Below are 23483 nucleotides of genomic sequence, written 5' to 3'. Positions count from 1 at the left end.
CCCGCCTCAGGCGGCGGCGATCCGGCCCGCGGCGCGGTAGACGGCGGGCTTGGCCTCCGCCGGCTCCTTCACCTCGATGGCATGACCCAGCACGTCGCGCTTGGCGGTCAGATAGCGGCGGTTGAACGGCGTGACCGCCGCGGGCAGGGCCACCCGCTCCACCGCCAGCCCCAAGCCGGTCAGGGCGGCGGGCTTGGCCGGGTTGTTGGTCATCAGCCGCACCCGCCCGATCCCCAGATCCCGCAGGATGTGGGCACCGGCCAGATAATCGCGCCCGTCCACCGGCAGGCCCAGATCCTGGTTGGCCTGCACCGTGTCGCGGCCCTGGTCCTGCAGGGCATAGGCGGCCAGCTTGCGCCCCAGCCCGATGCCGCGCCCCTCGTGACCGCGCAGGTAGACCACCGCCCCCGACCCCTCCCGCGCGATGGCGGCCAGCGCCTTGTCGAGCTGGTCGCCGCAGTCGCAGCGGGCCGAGCCGAACACATCGCCGGTCAGGCATTCGGAATGCAGCCGCACCAGCGGGGCCGCGTCCTGTTCCGGGCGGCCCAGGGTCAGGGCCATGTGCTCCACCCCGTCCAGCAGGGATTCGTACACATGGGCGGTGAAGTCGCCGTGGCGGGTGGGCAGGCGGGCGGTGGACACCCGGCGGACCAGGATCTCCGTCCGCCGCCGGTGGGCGATGAGGCCGGCGATGGACACCAGCGGCAGCCCGTGCCGTTCGGCAAAGACGGTCAGGTCCGGCAGCCGGGCCATGGTGCCGTCGTCGTTGACGATCTCGCACAGGATGCCGGCGGGGGCACAGCCGGCCAGCCGGGCCAGATCCACCGCCGCTTCCGTGTGGCCGGGGCGGGCCAGCACCCCGCCGGGGCGGGCGCGCAGGGGGAAGATGTGGCCGGGGCGCACGAAATCCCCCGCCACCGCCGCCGGATCGGCCAGCCGCCGGATGGTCAGCGCCCGGTCGGCGGCGGAAATGCCGGTGGAAACCCCGGTGCGGGCGTCCACCGACACGGTGAAGGCGGTGCGCATGGATTCGCCGTTCCGCTCCACCATCTGCGGCAGATCCAGCGCGTCCAGCCGTTCGCCCGTGAGGGAGGCGCAGAGGACGCCGCTGGTGTGGCGCACCAGGAAGGCGATGGCCTCCGGCGTCACGCGGTCGGCGGCCATGATGAGGTCGCCTTCGTTCTCGCGGTTTTCGTCGTCCACCACGACGGCGAAGCCGCCGCGGGCGATGGCCGCCAGGGCCTGTTCGATGGGCGCGAGCGCCATGACCGATGTTCCTTTTCTTCCGTCCGAGGGGAGGGGGGTTACGAATAGAAACCGGGTTCGGGCAGCGCCCCGGTCAAGGCCCACACGCCGAGTTCCTTCAGCTTGTAATCCAGCGGGTCGTGCAGGGAATGGGTGCGGATGTTGCGCCAGAAGCGGTCGAAGCCGTAGCGGGCGGCGGTGCCCCGCGCGCCGGTCACGTCGAACAGCCGGGTGGCGCCGTCCAGCCCGGCGCGGGCGGCGGCCAGCTTGAAGGTGGCGACGGCCAGCGCGGTTTCCCCCCGCTCGGTGGGGGTCAGTTCCCGGCCCCGCTCCCACGCCGCCTGCAGCCGGTCCAGCGCGTGCCCGGCCAGCGCGTCGGCCCCGGCGACGGCTAGCTGCAACTCGCCATAATGGTGCAGCAGATAGGGATCGTCGGCGGCGTTGGTGACACCCGAGGCCCGCCACGGGCGCCCCTCGGTCAGGGTGAAATCACGGGCCGCAGCCAGCGCCCCCTCGGCGATGCCGAGATAGATGGAGGCCAGGATCGACTGGGCGATGCAGGGGCGCAGGGTGGACGGGGTGCCGCCGAACGGCCCCGGCGGCCCCAGGATCTCCGCCGCTTCCACGGCCACGCCGGTGAAGGTGACGGTGCCGCTGTCGGTCTGGCGCTGGCCGATGGCGTCCCAGTCGTCCAGCACGGCGATGCCCGCCCGTTTCGTCGGGATCGCCAGGATGCGCAGCACCCCGTCGGGGCCGTCGGCGGACACCAGCAGCAGGTCGGAATCGCTGGCCCCGGAGCAGAAACTCTTGGTGCCGTCGAGAATCCACCCGCCGTCCGCCCGCGGGGTCAGGGTGGTGCGGCGGTCCAGCGGGTTGAGCGCGTTGCCCCAGAACGCCGGCCCCGCCACCGTCGCCGCCAGCAGCGCCGCCTGCTGCTCCGGGTTGCCGTACAGCAGGACCGAGGCGACCATCAGGTGCTGGAAGGCGAACAGGTGGGCGAGTGCCGAATCCACCTGCGCCAGTTCCCGCACGGCGCCCAGGATTGCCGGCCAGCCCTCCCCATGGCCGCCATGGGCGCGGGGAACGGCCAGCGTCAGCAGGCCGGAGCGGCGGATGGCGTCCCGTTCGGCCTTGGCGGTGCCGCCGGCCCGGTCGCGGGCCACGGCGGTTTCCGCCAGCAGCGCCTTCACGCCGGCCAGCGCGTCCCGCAGGGCGGGGGTGGAGAGGGGGGCGGCGCTCACGACGCGCTCCGCACCGGCTGCAGCCCGGTGAAGGGGCTGACGAAGGCCACCTCCGGTGCCGTTTGCGCGGCGGGCGGCGGGGCGGTGACGGGGAGAAGCGGGAACAGCAGATCGGCGACCCGCTCCGCCTCTTCCAGATGGGGATAGCCCGACAGCACGAAGGCGTCGATGCCCAGATCCCGGTATTCCAGCAGCCGGTCGGCCACCTGGCGCGCGCTGCCCACCAGGGCGGTGCCGGCGCCGCCGCGCACCAGCCCCACCCCGGCCCACAGGTTGGGCGACACCACCAGATCGTCACGGGCGGCCAGTTCGGTCATGCGCCGCTGCCCCTCGGATTCAAAGCGGCGGAAGGCGGTGTGGGCGGCGTCCACCGCCGCGCGGTCGATCTTGCTGACCAGCGTCTCGGCGGCGGCCCAGGCTTCCGCCTCCGTCTCGCGCACGATGATGTTGACGCGCAGGCCATAGGACAGGGTGCGGCCATGGGCGGATGCGCGGGCACGCACGTCGGCGATCTTGGCCGCCACCGCGTCCGGCGGCTCGGCCCAGGTCAGATAGGTGTCGAAATGCTCGGCCACCGCGGCGTGCCCGGCGGGGGACGAGCCGCCGAAGAACAGCTTGGGGTGCGGCTGCTGCACCGGGGTCAGCGGCACGGCGGCCCCGCGCACGCTGATGTGCTGCCCGTCGAAATCCACGGTTTCCCCGGCCAGCACCCGTTTCCACACGGTGAAGAATTCCGCGGCGTGGGCGTAGCGGGCGTCGTGGTCCAGAAACACCCCGTCGCCGGCCAACTCGTCGGCATCGCCGCCGGCCACCACGTTGAGATAGAACCGCCCGCCCGACAGCCGGTCCAGCCCGGTGGCCAGCCGCGCGGCGAAGGTGGGGGTCAGCGCCGACGGGCGGGTGGCGACCAGAAACCGCAGCCGTTCCGTCGCCTCGATCAGGGCGGCGGACACGATGTAGGGTTCCTCGCACGCCTTGCCGCAGGGCACGAGCACCCCGTGATAGCCACGGCGGTCGGCGGTCTGGGCGATCTGCTTCAAGTACGAAAGGGTGGCCGGGCGGCTGTCCACCTGGCTGCCGAGATAGGGGCCGTCGCCGTACACCGGCAGGAACCAGAAAATATCCATGGCGGGTGTTCCTTGGGAGAAGGGGGGAGGGGCGCGTTACAGATCGAGCGCCAGCAGCCGGCGGGCGTTTTCGAACAGCAGCTTGTCGAGGACCGCGCCGTCGAAGCCCAGGGCCAGGAAATCGTCCACCGTCTGTTTCATCGGGCGGAAGGGGAAGGAGGAGCCGAACAGGAACTGGTCGCGCAGGAAGCTGTTCGCCGCCTCCACGTACAGCCGGGTTCCGGGCAGGAACAGGTACATGTCCGGCACCAGATGGACGTTGGGGTAGCGGAACGCGATGCCGATGATGTCCGCCACATGGGGCCAGAAGCCGTGGTGGATGACGATGTCCAGGTTGGGGAACTGGCGGGCGATGCGCCCCACTGGTGCGGGGTCGTTGAACCGCGGGTCCGGCGTGGTCGGGCCGGTCATCAGGAACACCGGCACCTTGAGGTGCTGGCACGCCTCATAGACCGGCAGCAGCAGCGGGTCGTCGAAGGGGATGGCGGGATCGAGGAAGCCCGGCTCCACATTGATACCCTTCAGCCCCAGGGTGACGATGGCGCGCTCCGCCTCCGCCACCGCGGCGGCGGTGCCCTGGCGCTGGGGATCGACGGAGCCGACGCCGATCAACTGGGGCCGTCCGGTCACCAGCTCATGCACCCGGTCGTTGGAGGTGCTGACGCCGGGGGTGTCGCGCCCGATCAAGGCGGCGGCGGTGATGCCGGCGTCGTGGATTTCAGCCAGAAAGCCGTCGAGCGTGGTGGAGCGGGTGAAATGGCTGTCGTCCCGCGCGCCCACCCGCCGGTTCAGCCACTTGGCGGCTTCGAATCCGGGGCTGCCGGGGGTGGCGCCGTAGAAATCGTGCAGAAAGGCGGGACGGCTGCGCAGGTCGATGATGGTGCGAGGCACGGTGGCGGTCTCCGGTTGCGGTGCTGACTCTCGGGACTGCAACATCAGTGCCATCAAAAATTTCTTCGAAATCAGCGTGTTACGGGGCAGCGGGGCCGGGTGCGGCGCTGCAATGGCAACACCGTTCCCAGCCCCGTTGCTGCATTGGCAACGTCACGCCCCCGCCCACACCGCCTCGCGCACCGAGATGCTGGAGCGCAGCAGGCCCAGGGCGTGGAAGCTGTCGGCCACCGCCTGCTGCTGGTTGACCGCCCGGTCGTCCAGCGGCTTGGCACCGTAGGTCAGGCGGCTGAACGCCAGTTCCAGGGCCGATGCCTCGATGCCCAGGCCGCGGGCCATGGAGCGTGCGGCCTCCGCCGCGTGGCGGGCGGCGTATTCCCCGGCCTTGCCCAACTCGTCCAGCAGGATCGCCACCGCTTCGGCGTTGCGGTCGGCGAAGCCCTGGTTGGCCAGATAGAACTGGTGATTGGGCACCAGCCCGCTGCCGTCGGTCAGCACGCGGGTATCGCCGCGCACCTGCGCCGACGACAGCAGCGGATCCCAGATGGCCCAGGCGTCCACCGTGCCGTCGAGCAGCGCGTCCAGCGCGTCGGCGGGGCGCATATGGCGGACGCACACGTCGTCGAACGACAGCCCGTGGGCCTGCAAGGCCCGCAGCAGGAAGTAATGCACGTTCGATCCGGTGTGCAGCGCGATGGTGCGGCCCGTCAGGTCGGCGGTGCTGTAGAACGGGCTGTGCCGGCGGACGACCAGCGCCTCGGCGCTGGGGGCGGGTGGGTCGTAGCCGACATAGACCAGCGGCACGCCGGCGGCCTGGGCGAACACCGGCGGCGCTTCGCCGGTGGCGACGAACTCCACCTGCATCGACCCCAGCGCGTCCATCAGCTGCGGCCCCGACAGGAACTCGGTCCAGGTGACGCGGTAGCCGTGGGCGGCCAGCCGCCGTTCCACCGCCCCGCGCATCTTCAGGATGCTGGATGTGCCGTATTTCTGGTAGCCGATGGGCAGGTCGATCAGCCGCCCCACCGCCGGGGCCGCCGGGGCGGGGACCGGCGGCGGGGCCGAGGGCGAGCGCCGCCGCGGCGGGATGGCGCCCAGATGGGCCAACTGCGTGCGGAAGGCGTTGCGGGTCATGCCCAGGGTTTCCGCCGCCCGCATCTGGTTGCCGTCGGCCAGATCGAAGGCGGTGCGGATCACCGTGCGGAGCACCCTGTCGTACAGGTCCGGCTCGCCGTCGTCCACCGCGCGGGCCACCAGCGCCTTGACCGCCCCCTCCACATCGCAGGGCAGGGGGCTGTCGGGGGCGCTGCGGCTGTGCCCCTCGCAGCGCAGCCGCACGTCGTCCGGCCCGATCACCGGGCCGGGGGCCAGCAGCACCGCGTTGTGCAGCACGTTTTCCAACTGCCGGATGTTGCCCGGCCACGGGCAATGGCCGAGCCGCCGCTGTGCCTCCGGCCCCAGGATCAGATCGGGGCGGCCCAGCCGCTCCTTGTGGATGTCGAGGAAATGCTCGGCCAGCGGCGCGATGTCGCCGGGGCGTTCGCGCAGCGGCGCCAGCCGGACCGACGCCACGTTCAGGCGGAAATAGAGATCCTCGCGGAAGCGGCGTGCCGCCACCGCCGCTTCCAGATCCACGTTGGTGGCGGCGATGACGCGGACGTTGACGGGGATGGGCTTGCGCGATCCCACCCGCACCACCTCGCGTTCCTGGAGCACGCGCAGCAGCTTGACCTGCAGCGCGGGCGGCAGGTCGCCGATTTCGTCCAGCAGCAGGGTGCCGCCGTCCGCCGCCTCGAACCAGCCGGGCTGGGTCTTGAGCGCGCCGGTGAAGGCCCCCTTTTCAAAGCCGAACAGTTCCGCTTCGGCCAGGGAATCGGTGAAGGCGCCGCAGTTGACCGCCACGAAGGGGCCGGACGCCCGCCGGCTGCTGGCGTGGATGTAGCGCGAGACCAGTTCCTTTCCGGTGCCGGTTTCGCCGATGATCAGCACCGTGGCGTCCGACGGTGCGATGCGGTCGAGATCCACCCGCAGCCGTTGCGACACCGGGTCGTGGAACACCATGGCGGTGGCGCGGATGGGCGATTTGCGGCTGCGGCTTTCGGGATCGAAGGCGACGATGCGCCGCTGGTCGTGGCCGGTCGCCTGGATGCCGGGGCCACAGGTGGTGTCGGCGGCGTCGTGCCAGGGGTCGCGTGTGTGGCTCCGGGTCATGGCGGCACCTCCGTCGGTGAAAGACTGCGCTCCGTCATTGTCCAGTATATTTGTATGAAATAAATCATTATATTACAAAATGTAATTGTTCAAATTGGCCGATTTACAGCATGGTAATACCGGCGGTGTTGCTGCATGTGCAGCACGGGCACCCGGCCCGCTGTTGCGTTTGAAGCGGGGCGCATCCCCGCGCAATCCGATTATTGCCTTGAAAACAAACGAAATCACCGACTGGCACGGCACTTGCGAAATCAGGCTCCAGGATCGCCCTGAACTGGAGCAGCACCCACATGAGCAAGATCAAGGTCACCACCGTTTCGGGAAATCTTGGTTCCCGTTCCCGCACCCGGTCGCTGGTGGATGCGGTGGTGGACGGCATCGCCGCCCACATCGTCATCGACCGCACCGACATCGTGGTGGGTGAACTGGGGGCGGATCTGGGGGCGTTGACCGATCCCGCGGCCATCCCGCCGCGGGTGGCCGGCGCCATCGCCGCCATCACCGGGGCCGACCTGCTGGTGGTGGGCACGCCGGTCTACAAGGGGTCGTACACCGGCCTGTTCAAGCACCTGATCGACTTCGTGCCGCCCGACGCCCTGATCGGGCTGCCGGTGGTGCTGACCGCCACCGGCGGCACGGCCCGTCACGCGCTGGTGGTCGAACACCAGTTGCGCCCGCTGTTCGGCTTCTTCCAGGCGCACACGGTGCCGACCGGCGTCTTCGCGCTGGACGCCGACTTCACCGATTACCGCCTGACCAACCCCGAGATCGCCGCCCGCGCGGCCAAGGCCGCGGACGAGGCGGTGCAGATCGCCACGCTGAACCGGCTGGCCCCGCGCGCCGCCGCTGCCGCCGCCGAGTGATCCCCCCCTTCCCTTATCCGACCCCCCTTTTTGCGGAGATTCCCCCTATGACCGACGTCCAGACCGCCCCCGTCAAGTTCGCCTATTGGGTTCCGAACGTCTCCGGCGGCCTTGTGATCAGCAAGATCCCCCAGCGCACCAGCTGGGACATCGACTACAACCGCAAGCTCGCCCAGATCGCCGAGCAGGCCGGTTTCGAATACGCGCTGAGCCAGATCCGCTTCACCGCCGGCTATGGGGCCGACAACCAGCATGAATCGGTGGCGTTCACCCACGCGCTGCTGGCATCCACGGAAAAGCTGAACGTCATCGCCGCCATCCTGCCCGGCCCCTGGCATCCGGCGCTGCTGGCCAAGCAGGTCGCCACCATCAGCCACCTGACCAAGGGCCGCATCAACGTCAACATCGTCAGCGGCTGGTTCCGCGGCGAATTCCAGGCCATCGGTGAACCGTGGCTGGACCATGACGAGCGCTACCGCCGGTCGGAGGAGTTCATCCGCGTCATCCGCGGCATCTGGACCCAGGACAATTTCTCCTTCAACGGCTCCCATTACCGCTTCGAGAACTACACCCTGAAGCCCAAGCCGCTGGCCCCGCTGCCGCAGATCTTCCAGGGCGGCAGTTCACGCGCCGCCCGCGACATGGCGGCCCGCGTGTCCGACTGGTACTTCACCAACGGCAACACGCCCGCCGGGCTGAAGACCCAGGTGGACGACATCCGCGCCAAGGAGGCCGGGACCGATCACAAGGTGAAGATCGGCCTCAACGCCTTCGCCATCGTCCGCGACACCGAGGAGGAGGCCCGCGCCGTGCTGGCCGAGATCCTGGAAAAGGCCGATCCCGAAGCGGTGCAGGGCTTCCATCACGAGGTGCAGAACGCCGGCAACGCCTCGCCCGAGCGCGAGGGCAACTGGGCCAAGTCCACGCTGGAGGATCTGGTGCAGTACAACGACGGCTTCCGCACCAACCTGATCGGTACCCCGCGTCAGGTGGCCGAGCGCATCGTGGAGCTGAAGGCCGCCGGCGCCGATCTGGTCCTGCTGGGCTTCCTGCACTTTCAGGAAGAGGTGGAGTATTTCGGCAAGCACGTGATCCCGCTGGTCCGCGAATTGGAAGCGGCCAAGGCACGGGAAGCAGTCCCGGCCTGACCTGATCCGGCGCGCGCTTAATCCCCCTCTCCCTCCGGGGAGAGGGCTTTCCAACCGGAATCCTACCACCTTGGGAGATGCGCCGATGACGGCCGCCTCATCCGCCGTGCTGCCCGCGGACCCGCCGGCAGCGCTCGCCCCGGCGGCGCTCGCCATCGAATCGCTGTCGCTGTCGTTCGGCGGGGTGACGGCGCTGAGCGGGGTGGAATTCTCCGTGGCACCGGGGGAAATCCGCGCCGTCATCGGCCCCAACGGGGCGGGCAAAAGCTCGCTGCTGAACGTGGTCAGCGGCCTGTACCGCCCCGACCACGGGCGCATCTGGCTGGGCGGGCACAGCTTCGCCCACGTGCCCACCACCCGGCTGGCCCGGCTGGGCGTGGCACGGACCTTCCAGAATCTGGCGCTGTTCAAGGGGCTGTCGGTGCTGGACAACGTGACCGCCGGGCTGACCCACGGCCTGCGCGCCGGGGTGTTCGCCCAGGTGGCCGGGCTGCCCGCCGCCCGCCGCGAACGGGCAGCGGCGTACGAACAGGCCGAACGGATGCTGGCCTTCCTGCATCTGGAAGGGGTGGGCGGACGGCCCGCCGGCACCTTGCCCTACGGTATCCAGAAGCGGGTGGAACTGGCCCGCGCCCTGGTGGCCCGCCCGCGCCTGCTGCTGCTGGACGAGCCGATGGCGGGGATGACGCTGACCGAAAAGCGTGAACTGTCCGGCTACATCCGTGCGGCGCGCGACGATCTCGGCACCACCATCGTGCTGATCGAACACGACATCGGCGTGGTGATGGGGCTGTCCGACCGCATCGCCGTGCTGGATTACGGCCGGCTGATCGGCGACGGCACGCCCGACGCGATCCGCAACAGCCCGGTGGTGATCGACGCCTATCTGGGCGTGGCCCACGATCTGGACGGCGGGGAGGGGATCTGAACCCATGGACTGGCAATTCTTCACCGAGGTTCTGGCCGGCGGGCTGCTGTCGGGGGTGATGTACTCCCTGGTCGCCATCGGCTTCGTGCTGATCTACAAAACCTCCGGCGTTTTGAACTTCGCCCAAGGGGCGCTGCTGCTGTTCGCGGCCCTGACCTTCGTCAGCCTGACGGAGCGGGGGCTGCCGTTCTGGGCCGGGATCGTGGTGACGCTGGCGGCTATGACCGCCATCGGCGCGCTGATCGAGCGCACGGTGCTGCGCCCGCTGGTCAACCAGCCGCCCATCACCCTGTTCATGGCCACACTGGGCGTGTCCTACGTCATCGAAGGGGCGGCACAGCTTTTGTGGGGCACCCAGGTCCATGGGCTGGATCTCGGCATCGACGACGTGCCGCTGGAGATTTCCGGCGTGCTGATCAGCACCTTCGACCTGTTCGCCGCGGCGGTGGCCGGGGCGATGGTGGCCGCATTGACGCTGTTCTTCCGCTACACCCGCATCGGGCTGGGCTTCCGCGCCGTGGCCGACGACCAGTTGGCGGCCCTGGCGGTGGGGCTGAGCCTGGACCGCATCTGGACCGCGGTGTGGACCGCCGCCGGGGTGGTGGCGCTGGTGGCCGGGCTGTTGTGGGGGGCGCGGCTGGGGGTGCAGTTCTCGCTGTCGCTGGTGGTGCTGAAGGCGCTGCCGGTGCTGGTGCTGGGCGGGTTCGATTCCATCGCCGGGGCCATCGTCGGCGGGCTGATCGTCGGGGCGGTGGAAAAGCTGGCCGAGGTCTATCTCGGCCCCGTCATCGGCGGCGGGATCGAGGGCTGGATCGCCTATGCCGCCGCCCTGGGTTTCCTGCTGATCCGCCCCGCCGGCCTGTTCGGCGCCCGGCTGGTGGAAAGGGTCTGAGCCATGACCGACGCCGTTCTGAAATCCCCCCCAAAATCCACGGGCAAGCCCGCCGTGCGCCTGTCACCCACGGCGTTGGGGGTGGGGCTTGTGCTGGCGGTGGCCTATGGCGTGCTGCCGCTGGTGGGCGGAGAATACCTGTTCGACGCCATCCTGACACCGTTCCTGGCGCTGGCGCTGGCCGGGCTGGGGCTGAACATCCTGACCGGCTACACCGGGCAGGTATCGCTGGGGTCCGCCGCCTTCATGGCTGTGGGGGCGTACGCTGCCTATAACCTGAACCTGCGCCTGCCGGGGCTGCCGTTCGTGGTGGATATCCTGCTGGCCGGGGGCGTGGCGGCGGCGGTGGGGCTGGTGTTCGGCCTGCCCAGCCTGCGGCTGCGCGGGTTCTATCTCGCCGTCTCCACCCTGGCCGCCCAGTTCTTCGTGCAGTGGGTGTTCAACAAGGTGGGGTGGTTTTCCAACAACAGCCCGTCGGGCATCGTCACCGTGCCGCCGCTGTCGGTGGCAGGATTCCCGCTGGACGGGCCGGTGGGCCGTTACCTTTTCGCGCTGACGGTGGTGAGCGTGGTGACGCTGGTGGTGTGGCGGCTGATCGACAGCCCCACGGGCCGTGCCCTGGCCGCCGTGCGCGACCATGAGACGGCGGCGCGCGTGATCGGCGTGCCGGTGCTGCGGGTCAAGCTGCTGGCGTTCGCCGTGTCGTCCTTCATCATCGGCGTCGCCGGGGTGCTGTGGGCGTTTGCCTATCTGCGCACGGTGGAGCCGGCGGGCTTCAACCTCGACCGCTCGTTCCAGATCCTGTTCATCGTCATCATCGGCGGGCTGGCCAGCCTGCGCGGGGCCTTTCTGGGGGCGGCGCTGATCGTGGTCTTCCCCCTGGTCCTGGCCCGCGTGGGCGGGGCGCTGCTGGGCGGGCTGTTCGACAGCGGCGTCCTGGAAATGAGCCAGCGCATCGTGCTGGGCCTGCTGATCATCACCTTTCTGATCGCCGAGCCGGCGGGGCTTTCGGCCCTGCTGGACCGCGGGTGGAACCGGCTGCGCCGCCGTCCCACCCAGGAACCCTGATCCTTGGGGCCGCCCCGGCCCCGTTCCCCTCATCGCTGATTTCCTGAAACGGAGACACACCCGATGTCGCGTCCGAACGCCCTCAAAGCGTCCTTTTTCGCCGCCCTTCTGGGGGCTGCGGCCCTGCTGCCGGCCTCGTCCGCCGTGGCCGACGAGCAGTATTTCCCGCTGCAAAGCTACCGCGTCGGCCCCTACGCCGCGGGGGGAACCGGGTTCTTCGGCGGTTTCATCGACTATCTGAACCTCATCAATACCCGCGACGGCGGCGTCAACGGCGTCACCCTGACCTGGGACGAGTGCGAGACCCAGTACGAGGTGGAACGCGGCGTCGAATGCTACAAGCGGCAGAAGAGCAAGGCCGGTGTGGCCGCCTGGAACCCGCTGTCGGTGGGCATCGCCTATGCCATGATCGACGACATCGGGCGCGACAAGGTTCCGCTGATCACCGTCAACCACGGGCGCACCGATTCCACCGACGGGCGGGTGTTCAAGTACGTCTTCCCGCTGCTGCTGAACCCGTACAGCGAAACCTCCGGCATCGTGAACTACATCGCCGGCAAGGAGGGCGGGCTTGAAAAGCTGAAGGGCAAGAAGGTCGTGGTGCTCTACCACGGCTCCCCCTACGGCAAGGAAACCATCCCGGTCTACCAGCTCCTGGCCGAGAAGTACGGCTTCAGCGTCGAACAGATCGAGGTGCCGCACCCCGGCAACGAGCAGCAGTCGCAATGGCTGTCCATCCGCCGGGCCAAGCCCGATTACGTGGTGCTGCGCGGCTGGGGCGTGATGAACCCGGTGGCGCTGAAGACGGCGCAGAAGGTGGGCTTCCCCGCCGAGCGCATCATCGGCAACGTCTGGTCCAATTCCGAGGAGGACGTGATCCCCGCCGGTGACGCCGCCAAGGGCTACACCGCCATCACCACCCAGGCGTCGGGTGCGGAATACCCGGTGCTGCAGGAGATCGTGAAGAGCGTCTACGGTGCGGGCAAGGGCAACCTGGACGACAAGAAGCGCATCGGCAGCGTCTATCACAATCTGGGCATCGTCAACGGCATCCTGAACGTGGAAGCCGTGCGCATCGCCCAGGAGAAGTTCGGCAAGCGCACCCTGACCGGCGACGAGGTGCGGTGGGGCTTCGAGCATCTGCGGCTCGACCCGGCGCGGGTTGAGGCGTTGGGGGCCAAGGGTCTGTTCCATTCCATCAACGTCTCGGTCGCCAACCACGAGGGCGAGGGCCGCGTGACCTTCCAGCAGTGGGACGGCGCCAAATGGACGGTCGTCTCCGGCTGGATCGCCCCCGACTGGGCGCTGCTGCGCCCGATCATCGAGAAATCCTCTCTGGCCTACGCCGCCGAACACGGCATCGCCGTGCGCGACCCGGCCAAGGAAGACGCCACCAACTGACGCCAACCGCCACGCCGGACAGGAGGAACGACCCATGTCCATCCACGAGGTGCTGCTGTCGCTCGATGGGGTCGAGGCCACCTACAACCACGCCATCCGTGCCCTGTCCGGCGTGCGCCTGACGGTGCGGACGGGGGAGATCGTGGCGCTGCTGGGGGCCAACGGGGCGGGCAAGACCACCGCGCTCAAGGCGCTGTCGGGCCTGTTGTCCGCCGAGCGCGGGCAGATCACCGCCGGCACCATCACCTATGACGGCGTGGACGCCGCCCGCCGCTCCCCGGCGGATCTCGTCCGCCGCGGTCTGGTGCAGGTGCTGGAGGGGCGGCACTGCTTCCGCTCCCTGACGGTGGAGGAAAACCTGCTCTCAGGTGCGCTTGGCCGGGGGGCGGGGCGGGCGGAGGTGCGCCACGACCTGGCCCGCGTCTACACCCTGTTCCCCCGCCTGCGCGACAGGCGGCGCACGCTGGCCGGGCTGACGTCCGGCGGCGAGCAGCAGATGACCGCCATCGGGCGGGCGCTGATGGCCCGGCCCCGGCTGCTGGTGCTCGACGAACCATCCATGGGGCTGGCACCCCTGGTGGTGGAGGGGATCTTCAACGCCCTGAAGATCCTGAACCGGGAGGAGGGGCTGTCGATTCTGGTGGCGGAACAGAACTCCACCGTGGCCCTGCGCCATGCCGATCGGGCGGCGGTGTTGGAAAACGGCCGCACCGTGCTGGAAGGCTCCGCCCCGGACCTGCGGGAACGCGACGACGTGAAGGCCTTCTACCTCGGCCTGGGTGTCGAGGGGGACGCCGGGGAGCCGGCCGCCTCCGTTCATTGATCCATACCCGAAACACCCATTCCCAATCATAAGGATTTGAGAGATGATCGCTGCCGTACTCGACGCCGACGCCCCGCCCAAGGGCGCGCCCGGCCTGCCGCGTCCCACCACGCCGGCCCACATCATCAAGGACGATGCCGAAGCCATCGCCGTCGCCGAGGCATTGGCCCGCGACGTGGCCCCCGGCGCGTCGGCGCGCGACCGCGACCGGATCCTGCCCATCGAGCAACTGAACGCCTTTTCCCAAAGCGGGCTGTGGTCCATCAACGTGCCCAAGGCGTTCGGCGGGCCGGAGGTGTCCTACGCCACCCTGACCCGCGTGGTGCAGATCCTGTCCGCCGCCGATCCGGCGCTGGCGCAGATCTCCCAGAACCATCTGGGCGTGCTGGCCGCCATCCGCACCGTGTCGGACGAAGCGCAGCAGCGGCTGCTGTTCGGGGAGGCGCTGAAGGGCATCCGCTTCGGCAACGCCTTTTCCGAATTCGGCACCAAGCGGGCGGTGGATTTCGCCACCCGCTTCACCGACGCCGGCGACCACGTGATCGTCACCGGGCGCAAGTTCTATTCCACCGGCGCGCTGCTGGCCCATCTGGTGCCCATCGTCGCCGTGGATGACGAAGGCCGTGCGTGGTACGCGATTGCCGACCGCAACGCCCCCGGCCTGACGGTGATCGACGACTGGTCCGGGTTCGGCCAGCGGACCACCGCCAGCGGCACCGTGATCCTGGATAATGTGAAGGTGCCCAAGACCCACCTGGTCCCCGGCTACAAGGGCTATGACAAGCCCACCGCCGATGGCGCTATTTTCCAGATCATCCAGGTGTCCGTTGACATCGGCATCGCCGAAGCGGCCATCCGCGACACGGTGGAGTTCGTGCGCACCCGCACCCGCCCGTGGGTGGACAGCAATCTCGACCGCGCGTCCGACGATCCCTACACCATCCAGGCGGTCGGCCGGCTGAACCTGCGCCTGCACGCGGCGGAAGCGCTGCAGGAAAAGGCCGGGCTGGCGGTGGACGCTGCCGTTGCCGCGCCCACGGCGGAGTCGGTGGCCAAGGCGCAGATCGCGGTGGCCGAGGCCAAGATCCTCAGCACCGAAATCGCCATCGAGGCGACCAACACCCTGTTCGAGCTGGCCGGCACCCGCTCCACCCTGGCCGAGAACAATTTCGACCGCCACTGGCGCAACGCCCGCGTCCACACGCTCCACGATCCGGTGCGGTGGAAATACGCCATCGTCGGCAATTACGCCCTGAACGGCGTCAACCCGCCGCTGCACGCCTGGAGCTGATCTGCGCGTGGCCGGGGCCTCGGCCCCGGCCCGCCAAAGTGACTGCCCTTTCCACACCGCAAAAACCTATTAAATAAATAGGAATAATGTGCTGAACATGTGAAATATCGGCACACACACGTACGGCACGTGAAATTCCGGTGCCCCCGGAACGGCGTGGCTGTGGAAAGGGACAGGCGATGAAGGTGGTGGTGACCGGGGGCGGCGGCTTCCTGGGCCGGCGTCTGGTGCGGGCGCTGCTGGCCCGCGGGCATCTGGCCGGCGGGGCGGGGCAGGAGCGGGCCATCACCCGCCTGACCATCCTGGCCCGCGAGCCGGTGACGGGTTTCGACGATCCGCGGGTGGAGGCTCTGGGCGGCGGCGTCACCGACCCCGATGCCGTGGCCGGGGCGCTGGACGGGGCGGATTCCGTCTTTCATCTGGCCGCCGTCGTCAGCGCCCAGGCCGAGCAGGATTTCGACCTCGGCACACGGGTGAACGTTGAGGGCACCCGCCTGCTGCTGGAAGCGGCGCGGCGGGCGGCCCGGACGCCGCGTTTCGTCTTCGCCAGTTCCGCCGCGGTGTTCGGCGCCACCCTGCCGCCCGTGGTGCCGGAGGAGTGGGCGCCCACGCCCCAGACATCCTACGGCACGCAAAAGGCCATTGGCGAACTGCTGGTCAACGACTACAGCCGCAAGAGCTTCGTCGATGGCCGGTCGGTGCGCATCGGCATGGTGGTGGTCCGCCCCGGCCCGGCCAACCGCGCGGCCAGCGCGTTTGGCAGCGCCGTCATCCGCGAACCGCTGGCGGGGGAGGTCTACACCTGCCCGGTGCCGCCGGACACGCGGGTGTTCGTCTCGTCCCCCGCCACGGTGGTGGACAATCTGATCCACGCCCATGAATTGCCGGCGGACGCCTTTGCCGACGGCAACCGCATCGTCACGCTGCCCGGCCTGCCCCAGACCGTTGGCGCCATGGTGGAGGCGCTGGCCCGCGTGGACCCGGATGCCGCCGCGCGGGTGCGGTGGGAGACCGATCCCTTCGTCGCCCGCATCGCCGCCGGCTGGCCGGGGGCCATCGACACCCCGCGGGCGCTGGCCCTGGGCTTCCGCCGCGACGACGCGTTCGAACCGATCATCCGCGCCTTCATCGCCGAACAGCAGGGGGCGGCGCCATGACGGACGCCCCGACCCTTCCCGTCACTCAAACCCAGGTGCGCCTGATCGGACGGCCCAGCCAGGGGCGCGTCACCGCCGGTCTTTTCCAGGTGGGGCCGGGGCCGGTGGAGGCCCCCGGCGACGGACAGGTGCTGATCCGCGTGCTGTTCCTGTCCCTGGACCCGGCCATGCGCGGCTGGATCGCCGACGCCACCAATTACCGCACGCCGGTGCCGCTGGGGGCGGTGATGACCGGCTTCACCGTCGGGCGGGTGGTGGTCTCGCGCCACCCCGGCTATGGGGTGGGCGATGTGGTGTACGGCAGCCAGGGGTGGCAGGAATGGGCGCTGTCCGACGGCAGCGACATCCATCACAAAGTGGACCCCGCCTGGGGGCCGCCGTCGCTGGCCCTGGGGGTGCTGGGGCACACCGGGTTGACCGCCTATCTGGGTCTGCTCGACGTGGGGCAGCCGCGGGCGGGGGAAACGGTGGTGGTGTCCACCGCCGCCGGGGCGGTGGGCAGCATCGTCGGCCAGATCGCCCGGCTGAAGGGCTGCCGCACCGTGGGCATCGCCGGGTCCGACGAAAAGGTGCGGCAGTGCCTGGAGGAATTCGGCTTCGACGCCGCCGTCAACTACCGCGCGGGCGGTGACCTGGGGGCGGCCCTGGACGCCGCGTGCCCGCGCGGGGTGGACGTCTATTTCGACAATGTGGCCGGGCCGGTGGCCGACGCGGTGCTGGAGCGGATCAATGTGGGCGCCCGCATCGTGCAGAACGGCACCATCGCCCTTGGCCCCGGCGCACCCCCGGCCCCGCGGATCAACCGCACCATTCTGGTCAAGCGCGCCCGGCTGGAAGGCTTTCTGGTGCTTGATCACTTCCACCGCTTCCCCGAGGCGCTGGCCGAGCTGTCGGCCTGGGTCCGGGACGGGCTGATCCGCCACCGCGAGGACGTGGCCGAGGGGCTGGCCGCCGCCCCCGCTGCCCTGGTGCGCCTGCTGGCCGGGGAGAACACCGGCAAGCAGGTGGTGCGCGTCGCACCCTGATTTGAATCCTCCCCATCCGATGCGACAGACAACGGAGCCGTCATGACGACCTTTCCCCTGGACCACCGCCCGCCGCACATCGCCCCCGACGAATGGGCGCTGCGGGTGAAGCTGGCCGCGCTGTACCGCGTGGTCGATCTGCTGGGGTGGAGCGAGCTGGTCATCAACCACATCACCGTGCGGGTGCCGGGGCCGGACCGCCATTTCCTCATCAACCCCTATGGCCTGACCTATGACGAGGTGACCGCCGGCAACCTCGTCAAGATCGACGTGGACGGCAACAAGGTGGAGCCGAGCGAGTACCCGGTGAACCCCGCCGGCTTCGTCATCCACAGCGCCATCCATCAGGCGCGCGAGGACGCCCACGCCGTCATCCACACCCACACCACCGCCGGGGTGGCCGTCGCCACCAAGCGCCACGGGCTGCGCCACGACAATTTCTACGCCGTGCAGCTTTACGGGCAGGTGGCCTATCACGACTACGAAGGCTTGAGCATCCGGCTGGGCGAACAGCCGCGGCTCTTGGCCGACGTCGGCGACAAGCCGTGCCTGATCCTGCGCAACCATGGTCTGCTGACCACCGGGCGCACGCTGGCCATCGCCTTTTTCAACATGTGGCGGCTGCAGCGGGCGTGCGAGATTCAGGTGCTGACCGACGCCATGGCGGGGGAGGACGTGACGGTCCCCGACGCCATCGCCCGCACCAACGTGCTCGACGCCAACAACTTCGGCGAGGACGGAACCGTCGCCGACAAGTTCTTCGAGGGGATGGTGCGCAAGCTGAACCGCCAGGACCGCGGCTACGCCCACTGATCGTCCCCTTCAGACCCGATCCCACACCAGAACGAGGTTCGATCCCATGCCGGCCACGCTTCGCCGCACCTTTCTGCTCGCCGCCGCCGTCACTGCCCTGGGCGCGGCGTCCGTCGCGGCTTCCGCCGACACCATCCGGGTGGGGGTGACCGCCGGTCCCCACGCCGAAATCCTCGACGTCGTCCGCAAGGTCGGTGCCGAGCGCGGCGTGGACATCAGGCCGGTGGAATTCACCGACTACGTCATCCCCAACCAGGCCCTGGCCGCCAGGGAGCTGGAGGCCAATTCGTTCCAGCACGAACCCTATCTGCGCAACCAGATCGCCAAGACCGGGTGGAAGCTGGCGCCGGTGGCCCTGACCATCGCGTCCCCCATGGGTTTCTATTCGCAGAAGTACAAGAGCTTCGACCAACTGCCCAAGGGCGCCACCGTCGCCATCCAGAACGACCCCAGCAACGGCGCGCGGTCCCTGCGCCTGCTGGCCGCCGGCGGGGTGGTGACGCTGAAAGACCCCAAGAGCCTGAGCGCCAGCATCGCCGACATCGCCGGAAACCCCAAGGGTTACACGTTCGTGGAACTGGACGCCGCCCAGTTGGCGCGGTCCCTGCCCGACGTGGATGCGGCGGCGGTGAACAACAACTATGCGGTCCAGGCCGGCCTGGACCCGGTGCGCGACGCAATCCTGAGCGAAACCCTGGACACCCCTTACGTCAACATCCTCGCCGTGCGGGAGGAGGACAAGGACAAGCCGTGGGTCAAGCAACTGATCGACGCCTACCACTCCGAACCGGTGAAGCAGTTCGTGCAGCAGCGGTTCAAGGGCGCCTACGTCGCCACGTGGTGACGGAACCGTCCCCGGTGGCGTGACCGGCCGGGCGGTTGCTGCGGCACCGCCCGGCCCAAGGGGAGCGGATGGCGATCTCCCGCCGTCCGGGCAATGCGGCTGTGGAGGGGGCACGAAGCCCCCTCAATCATCCCCGTGACCGTGGGCGATGGCCCCAGCGGGCAGCGCCGCCGGCTTTCCCGCCCCCACCAGCGTGCGCAGCAGGACATAGAAGACCGGCGTCAGCACCAGACCGAACAGGGTGACGCCGATCATGCCGGCGAACACCGCCACCCCCATGGCGTGGCGCATCTCCGCCCCCGCCCCGGTGGAGGTCACCAGCGGCACCACCCCCATGATGAAGGCGATGGAGGTCATCAGGATGGGCCGCAGCCGCAGCCGGCTGGCCTCCACCGCCGCCTGGACCACGCTGCGCCCCTGATGCTCCAGTTCGCGGGCGAATTCGACGATCAGGATGGCGTTCTTGGCCGACAGACCCACCAGCACCATGAAGCCGATCTGGGTGAAGATGTTGTTGTCGCCCCCCGTCAGCCACACCCCGGCCAGCGCCGACATCAGGCTCATGGGCACGATCAGCAGGATCGCCAGCGGCAGCGTCAGGCTTTCGTACTGCGCCGCCAGCACCAGGAAGACCAGCAGGATGCTGATGGGGAAGATCCACAGCGCCGCGTTGCCGGCCAGGATCTCCTGATAGGTCAGGTCGGTCCATTCGAAGCGCACGCCGCGGGGCAGGGTCTCGTGCGCGATGCGCTCGGCCGCCGCCTGCGCCTGGCCCGAGGAGTAACCCGGCGCCGGCCCGCCGTTGATGTCGGCGGCGGTGTAGCCGTTGTAGCGCACCACCATTTCCGGCCCGTAGCTCTGGGTCACCGTGACCAGCGACGACAGCGGCACCATGTCGCCCTGGGCGTTGCGGGTCTTCAACAGGCCGATGTCGGCGGATTCGGCGCGGAAGGGCGCGTCGGCCTGGACACGCACCTGATAGACGCGCCCGAAGCTGTTGAAGTCGTTGACGTAGAGCGAGCCGAGATAGATCTGCATGGTGTCGAACACGTCGCCGATGGACACGCCTTGCTGCTTGGCCTTCACCCGGTCCAGATTCACGTCCAACTGCGGCACGTTGATCTGGTAGCTGGAGAAGCTCGGCCCCAGTTCCGGCGTCTGTATCGCCTTTTTCACGAAGGCGCCGACCGCCGCGTTCAGCGCCTCGTACCCCAGCGCGCCGCGGTCTTCCAGTTGCATCTTGAAGCCGCCCAGTGTGCCCAGCCCCATCACCGGCGGCGGGGGGAAGATGGCGACGAAGGCTTCCTTCAGCCCGGCGTAGCGCTTTTGCAGGTCACCGGCGATGGCGGCGGCGGACAGCGACGGGTCCTTGCGCTCGGCAAAGGGCTTCAGCGTGACGAAGACGATGCCGGCGCTGGAGCTGTTGGTGAAGCCGTTCACCGACAGGCCGGGGAAGGCGACCGCACTCTGCACGCCGGGGCGGGCCAGGGCGATGTCGGTCATGCGGCGGATCACCTCCTCCGTCCGGTCGAGCGAGGCGCCGTTGGGAAGCTGGGCGAAGCTGATCAGGTATTCCTTGTCCTGGGCCGGGACGAAGCCCATGGGCACGGTGCGGCCCAGCAGCACCGTCACCGCCAGCAGGCCGACATAGACCAGCATCATCAGCCCCTTGTGCCGCACCACCCCGCCGACGCCGCGGCCATAGCCGGCGGACGCCCGGTGGAACACCCGGTTGAACAGCCGGAAGAAGCCGCCGAACACCCGGTTCATGGCGCGGGTCAGCCAGTCCTGCGGCTGGTCGTGGCCGCGCAGCAGCACCGCGGCCAGCGCCGGCGACAGGGTGAGCGAGTTGAAGGCGGAGATGACGGTGGAGATCGCAATCGTCATTGCGAACTGCTTGTAGAACTCGCCGGTCAGGCCGCTCATGGCCGCCAGCGGCACGAAGACGGCGACCAGGGTCAGGGCGATGGCGATGATCGGGCCGCTCACCTCCTGCATGGCGCGGTACGTGGCTTCCTTGGCCGACAGGCCGTTCTCGATGTTGCGTTCGACGTTTTCCACCACGACGATGGCGTCGTCCACCACGATGCCGATGGCCAGCACCATGCCGAACAGCGACAGCGCGTTGATGGAATAGCCCAGCCCCAGCATCAGCGAGAAGGTGCCGACGATGGACACCGGCACCGCCAGCAGCGGGATGATCGACGCCCGCCACGTCTGCAAGAACACGATGACCACCAGCACCACCAGCGCGATGGCCTCCAGCAGCGTGTGGATTACCGCGTCGATGCTGGAACGGACGAACTGGGTCGGGTCATAGACGATGCTGTAATCCACGCCGTCCGGCATGTCGGCCTTGAGGTCGGCCATGGCCGCGCGGATGGCGTCGGAGATGGCGAGCGCGTTGGCGCCCGGCGACTGGTTGATGCCCAGCGCCACCGCCGGCTTGTTGTCCAGCAGCGACCGCAGCCCGTACTGCGCCGCCGCCAGCTCCACCCGGGCGACGTCGCGCAGCAGGGTGACGCCGCCCTGTTCCCCCGTTTTCAGGATGATGGCGCCGAATTCGTCCGGCGTCTTCAGCCTTCCTTGCGCGTTGATGGACAATTGCAGCGGCGTGTCGGGCAGCGACGGCGAGGCGCCGATGACCCCGGCGGCCACCTGCACGTTCTGTTCGCGGATCGCCGCCACCACGTCCGCCGCGGTCAGCCCGCGCTGGGCCACCTTGTTGGGGTCGAGCCAGACGCGCATGGAATAGTCGCCGGCCCCCCACACCTGCACCTCGCCGACGCCGCTGATCCGGCTCAGCCGGTCCTTGACGTTCAGGATGGCGTAGTTGCGCAGATAGGTCATGTCGTACCGCCCGTTGGGCGACAGCAGATGCACGACCATGGTCAGGGTGGGCGAGCTTTTGACCGTGGTCACCCCCAGCCGCTGCACGTCGGACGGCAGGCGCGGCAACGCCTGCGACACCCGGTTCTGCACGAGCTGCTGCGCCTTGTCCGGGTCGGTGCCCAGCTTGAAGGTGACGGTCAGCGCCATGTTGCCGTCGCTGTTGGCCTGCGACTGCATGTACAGCATGTTTTCCACGCCGTTGATCTGCTCCTCCAGGGGGGAGGCGACGGTTTCGGCGATGACCTTGGGGTTGGCGCCGGGAAACTGGGCGCGCACGACCACCGAGGGCGGCACCACCTCGGGGTATTCGGAAATCGGCAACTGAAACAGCGAGATCGCACCCGCCAGGAACAGCGCCACCGACAGCACGCCCGCGAAGATCGGGCGGTCGATGAAGAATTTGGAGATGTTCATGATGGCTCTCCCGGCGGAACCCGGTTTACGGTTTCGCAGCGGTCTGGATCGGTTCGGGGGCGCCCATCGCCACGGTCTTCGGGCTGATGCGCGCGCCGGGGCGGGCGTGCTGGATCCCGTTGACCACGATGCGCTCGCCGGCCTCAAGCCCGCTGGTCACCACGCGCAGGCCGCTCTGCGCCGGGCCGGGGACGATGGCGCGGTACTGCACGGTGTCGTCGCCGCCCACCACCAGAACGAATTTCTTGTCCTGATCGGTGTTGATGGCGCGCTCATCCACCATCAGCGCGCCGTGGGGCGTGCTGCCGCCCACCTTGATGCGGGCGTAGAGGCCGGGCACCAGCATCCCGTCGGGGTTGTCGAATTTGGCGCGCACGCGGATGGTGCCCGACACGGCGTCGAGCCGGTTGTCCACATGCTCCACCGTCCCGGTGCGCGAATAGCCGCTCTCGTTGGCAAGGCCGAGCTGGACCGGCACGTCGGCGGCGTCCTTCACGCTGGCGATGTGGCGCAGATAGGTCTGTTCGTCCACGTCGAACGCGGCGTAGATCGGTGACACCGACACCAGCGTGGTCAGCGGGGCCGCCGCAGCACCGGCGGCCACCACGTTGCCCACCGTCACCTCGGCCCGCGACACGCGGCCGGCAATCGGCGCGGTCACCTGGGTGTGCTCCAGATCGATGCGGGCGAGGTCGAGGGCGGCCTGCGCCGCCTTCAGGTTGGCGGCGGCCTGACGGGCGGCGCTTTCCTTCTCGTCCAGGGTCTGGCGCGACACGGCGCTGCTCTGCACCAGCCGCTGGGCGCGGTCCAGGTCGGCGGCGGTGAAGCGCACCGCCGACTGGGCGGCGGTCACCTCGGCCTCGGCCCGTGCGACGGCGGCGGCGTGGGGGCGCGGGTCGATGGTGAAGAGGACGTCGCCCTGCTTCACCAGGGCGCCGTTGCGGAAATGAACGGCGGTGATGGCGCCCGACACCTGCGGGCGCACCTCCACCCGCTCCACCGCTTCCAGCCGGCCGGAATAGGACTGCCAGTCGGTGATGGTGCGGGCGACGACGGGTGCCACGTCCACCTCGGGCGGCGGCGGGGCGGCGGTGGCAGCCTGGGGGGCGTCGGCGTGGCCCTGGGTGGCGGCAAAACCGGCGACGGCGGCGGCGGTGGTGCCGGCGGCGAGGAGAAGGGCGAGTTTCGAACGGGTCAGCGTCATGGGTT

Annotated in this window: 19 protein-coding genes; 12 read left to right on the top strand and 7 right to left on the bottom strand. The window is 69.4% G+C overall.

From position 1 onward, the window contains the following. Window positions 1-6: 6 nt before the first annotated feature. The 5 genes from M2352_RS23460 to M2352_RS23440 all read right to left on the bottom strand — a co-directional run bounded on the left by M2352_RS23460 (window position 7) and on the right by M2352_RS23440 (window position 6715). Window positions 7-1266: a bifunctional 3,4-dihydroxy-2-butanone-4-phosphate synthase/GTP cyclohydrolase II gene (locus M2352_RS23460; protein WP_264666952.1), complete on the bottom strand. Its 1260-nt coding sequence runs from the start codon at window positions 1264-1266 to the stop codon at window positions 7-9. A 38-nt stretch (window positions 1267-1304) separates the two neighbouring features. Beyond that, window positions 1305-2486 (bottom strand): acyl-CoA dehydrogenase family protein, encoded by a 1182-nt coding sequence (locus tag M2352_RS23455; RefSeq protein ID WP_264666951.1) that lies wholly within the window; start codon window positions 2484-2486, stop codon window positions 1305-1307. After that, window positions 2483-3613, bottom strand: coding sequence for an alkanesulfonate monooxygenase (gene ssuD, locus M2352_RS23450; protein ID WP_264666950.1), 1131 nt, complete (start codon window positions 3611-3613; stop codon window positions 2483-2485). The genes M2352_RS23455 and ssuD overlap by 4 nt, the downstream gene beginning before the upstream one ends. Window positions 3614-3649: 36 nt before the next feature. Then, window positions 3650-4504, bottom strand: a complete 855-nt coding sequence (locus tag M2352_RS23445; RefSeq protein ID WP_264666949.1) for an amidohydrolase family protein — start codon at window positions 4502-4504, stop codon at window positions 3650-3652. A gap of 153 nt (window positions 4505-4657) precedes the next feature. Beyond that, entirely contained in the window at window positions 4658-6715 is a 2058-nt protein-coding gene (locus M2352_RS23440) for a sigma-54-dependent Fis family transcriptional regulator (protein WP_264666948.1), read from the bottom strand. Between the two features lie 290 nt (window positions 6716-7005). On the opposite strand from M2352_RS23440, the gene M2352_RS23435 reads away from it, so the two are divergent. The 12 genes from M2352_RS23435 to M2352_RS23380 all read left to right on the top strand — a co-directional run bounded on the left by M2352_RS23435 (window position 7006) and on the right by M2352_RS23380 (window position 18968). Further along, on the top strand, window positions 7006-7578 hold the full coding sequence (locus M2352_RS23435) for an NAD(P)H-dependent oxidoreductase (RefSeq protein WP_264666947.1): 573 nt from the start codon (window positions 7006-7008) through the stop codon (window positions 7576-7578). A 47-nt stretch (window positions 7579-7625) separates the two neighbouring features. Continuing rightward, entirely contained in the window at window positions 7626-8726 is a 1101-nt protein-coding gene (gene sfnG, locus M2352_RS23430) for a dimethylsulfone monooxygenase SfnG (RefSeq protein WP_264666946.1), read from the top strand. Between the two features lie 85 nt (window positions 8727-8811). Further along, window positions 8812-9654 carry an ABC transporter ATP-binding protein gene (locus M2352_RS23425; RefSeq protein WP_264666945.1) on the top strand — a complete coding sequence of 281 codons (843 nt, stop codon included), beginning with the start codon at window positions 8812-8814 and terminating at the stop codon, window positions 9652-9654. Window positions 9655-9658: 4 nt separating this feature from the next. After that, window positions 9659-10546, top strand: coding sequence for a branched-chain amino acid ABC transporter permease (locus M2352_RS23420; RefSeq protein WP_264666944.1), 888 nt, complete (start codon window positions 9659-9661; stop codon window positions 10544-10546). Between the two features lie 3 nt (window positions 10547-10549). Beyond that, window positions 10550-11614 carry a branched-chain amino acid ABC transporter permease gene (locus tag M2352_RS23415; RefSeq protein ID WP_264666943.1) on the top strand — a complete coding sequence of 355 codons (1065 nt, stop codon included), beginning with the start codon at window positions 10550-10552 and terminating at the stop codon, window positions 11612-11614. 63 nt (window positions 11615-11677) lie between these two features. Continuing rightward, entirely contained in the window at window positions 11678-13015 is a 1338-nt protein-coding gene (locus tag M2352_RS23410) for an ABC transporter substrate-binding protein (protein WP_264666942.1), read from the top strand. A 34-nt stretch (window positions 13016-13049) separates the two neighbouring features. Further along, complete coding sequence (locus M2352_RS23405; protein ID WP_264666941.1) at window positions 13050-13838, top strand: ABC transporter ATP-binding protein; 789 nt, start codon at window positions 13050-13052, stop codon at window positions 13836-13838. A 43-nt stretch (window positions 13839-13881) separates the two neighbouring features. After that, window positions 13882-15129: an SfnB family sulfur acquisition oxidoreductase gene (locus tag M2352_RS23400; RefSeq protein ID WP_264666940.1), complete on the top strand. Its 1248-nt coding sequence runs from the start codon at window positions 13882-13884 to the stop codon at window positions 15127-15129. A gap of 179 nt (window positions 15130-15308) precedes the next feature. After that, window positions 15309-16286: a D-erythronate dehydrogenase gene (denD, locus tag M2352_RS23395; protein WP_264666939.1), complete on the top strand. Its 978-nt coding sequence runs from the start codon at window positions 15309-15311 to the stop codon at window positions 16284-16286. Then, window positions 16283-17311, top strand: coding sequence for an NADP-dependent oxidoreductase (locus M2352_RS23390; protein WP_264666938.1), 1029 nt, complete (start codon window positions 16283-16285; stop codon window positions 17309-17311). The genes denD and M2352_RS23390 overlap by 4 nt, the downstream gene beginning before the upstream one ends. Before the next feature lie 42 nt (window positions 17312-17353). Beyond that, on the top strand, window positions 17354-18124 hold the full coding sequence (locus M2352_RS23385; RefSeq protein ID WP_264666937.1) for a class II aldolase/adducin family protein: 771 nt from the start codon (window positions 17354-17356) through the stop codon (window positions 18122-18124). 46 nt (window positions 18125-18170) lie between these two features. Next, window positions 18171-18968 (top strand): MetQ/NlpA family ABC transporter substrate-binding protein, encoded by a 798-nt coding sequence (locus M2352_RS23380; protein ID WP_264666936.1) that lies wholly within the window; start codon window positions 18171-18173, stop codon window positions 18966-18968. 123 nt (window positions 18969-19091) lie between these two features. On the opposite strand, the gene M2352_RS23375 is transcribed toward M2352_RS23380, so the two are convergent. Then, window positions 19092-22274 (bottom strand): efflux RND transporter permease subunit, encoded by a 3183-nt coding sequence (locus tag M2352_RS23375; RefSeq protein WP_264666935.1) that lies wholly within the window; start codon window positions 22272-22274, stop codon window positions 19092-19094. A 25-nt stretch (window positions 22275-22299) separates the two neighbouring features. After that, on the bottom strand, window positions 22300-23478 hold the full coding sequence (locus M2352_RS23370; protein ID WP_264666934.1) for an efflux RND transporter periplasmic adaptor subunit: 1179 nt from the start codon (window positions 23476-23478) through the stop codon (window positions 22300-22302). Window positions 23479-23483 lie beyond the last annotated feature (5 nt).

The sequence above is a fragment of the Azospirillum fermentarium genome (assembly GCF_025961205.1).
Classification (GTDB): domain Bacteria; phylum Pseudomonadota; class Alphaproteobacteria; order Azospirillales; family Azospirillaceae; genus Azospirillum; species Azospirillum fermentarium.
This window is presented reverse-complemented; position numbering and strand designations above follow the sequence as displayed.

Bases quoted from the DNA above. Each gene is read 5' to 3' on its own strand.
- sfnG (WP_264666946.1), top strand. From the start codon at position 7,626: ATGACCGACGTCCAGACCGCCCCCGTCAAGTTCGCCTATTGGGTTCCG.
- M2352_RS23410 (WP_264666942.1), top strand. From the start codon at position 11,678: ATGTCGCGTCCGAACGCCCTCAAAGCGTCCTTTTTCGCCGCCCTTCTG.
- M2352_RS23375 (WP_264666935.1), bottom strand. From the start codon at position 22,274: ATGAACATCTCCAAATTCTTCATCGACCGCCCGATCTTCGCGGGCGTG.
- M2352_RS23435 (WP_264666947.1), top strand. From the start codon at position 7,006: ATGAGCAAGATCAAGGTCACCACCGTTTCGGGAAATCTTGGTTCCCGT.
- M2352_RS23405 (WP_264666941.1), top strand. From the start codon at position 13,050: ATGTCCATCCACGAGGTGCTGCTGTCGCTCGATGGGGTCGAGGCCACC.
- M2352_RS23380 (WP_264666936.1), top strand. From the start codon at position 18,171: ATGCCGGCCACGCTTCGCCGCACCTTTCTGCTCGCCGCCGCCGTCACT.
- denD (WP_264666939.1), top strand. From the start codon at position 15,309: ATGAAGGTGGTGGTGACCGGGGGCGGCGGCTTCCTGGGCCGGCGTCTG.
- M2352_RS23425 (WP_264666945.1), top strand. From the start codon at position 8,812: ATGACGGCCGCCTCATCCGCCGTGCTGCCCGCGGACCCGCCGGCAGCG.
- M2352_RS23385 (WP_264666937.1), top strand. From the start codon at position 17,354: ATGACGACCTTTCCCCTGGACCACCGCCCGCCGCACATCGCCCCCGAC.
- M2352_RS23460 (WP_264666952.1), bottom strand. From the start codon at position 1,266: ATGGCGCTCGCGCCCATCGAACAGGCCCTGGCGGCCATCGCCCGCGGC.
- M2352_RS23370 (WP_264666934.1), bottom strand. From the start codon at position 23,478: ATGACGCTGACCCGTTCGAAACTCGCCCTTCTCCTCGCCGCCGGCACC.
- M2352_RS23420 (WP_264666944.1), top strand. From the start codon at position 9,659: ATGGACTGGCAATTCTTCACCGAGGTTCTGGCCGGCGGGCTGCTGTCG.
- ssuD (WP_264666950.1), bottom strand. From the start codon at position 3,613: ATGGATATTTTCTGGTTCCTGCCGGTGTACGGCGACGGCCCCTATCTC.
- M2352_RS23400 (WP_264666940.1), top strand. From the start codon at position 13,882: ATGATCGCTGCCGTACTCGACGCCGACGCCCCGCCCAAGGGCGCGCCC.
- M2352_RS23440 (WP_264666948.1), bottom strand. From the start codon at position 6,715: ATGACCCGGAGCCACACACGCGACCCCTGGCACGACGCCGCCGACACC.
- M2352_RS23390 (WP_264666938.1), top strand. From the start codon at position 16,283: ATGACGGACGCCCCGACCCTTCCCGTCACTCAAACCCAGGTGCGCCTG.
- M2352_RS23415 (WP_264666943.1), top strand. From the start codon at position 10,550: ATGACCGACGCCGTTCTGAAATCCCCCCCAAAATCCACGGGCAAGCCC.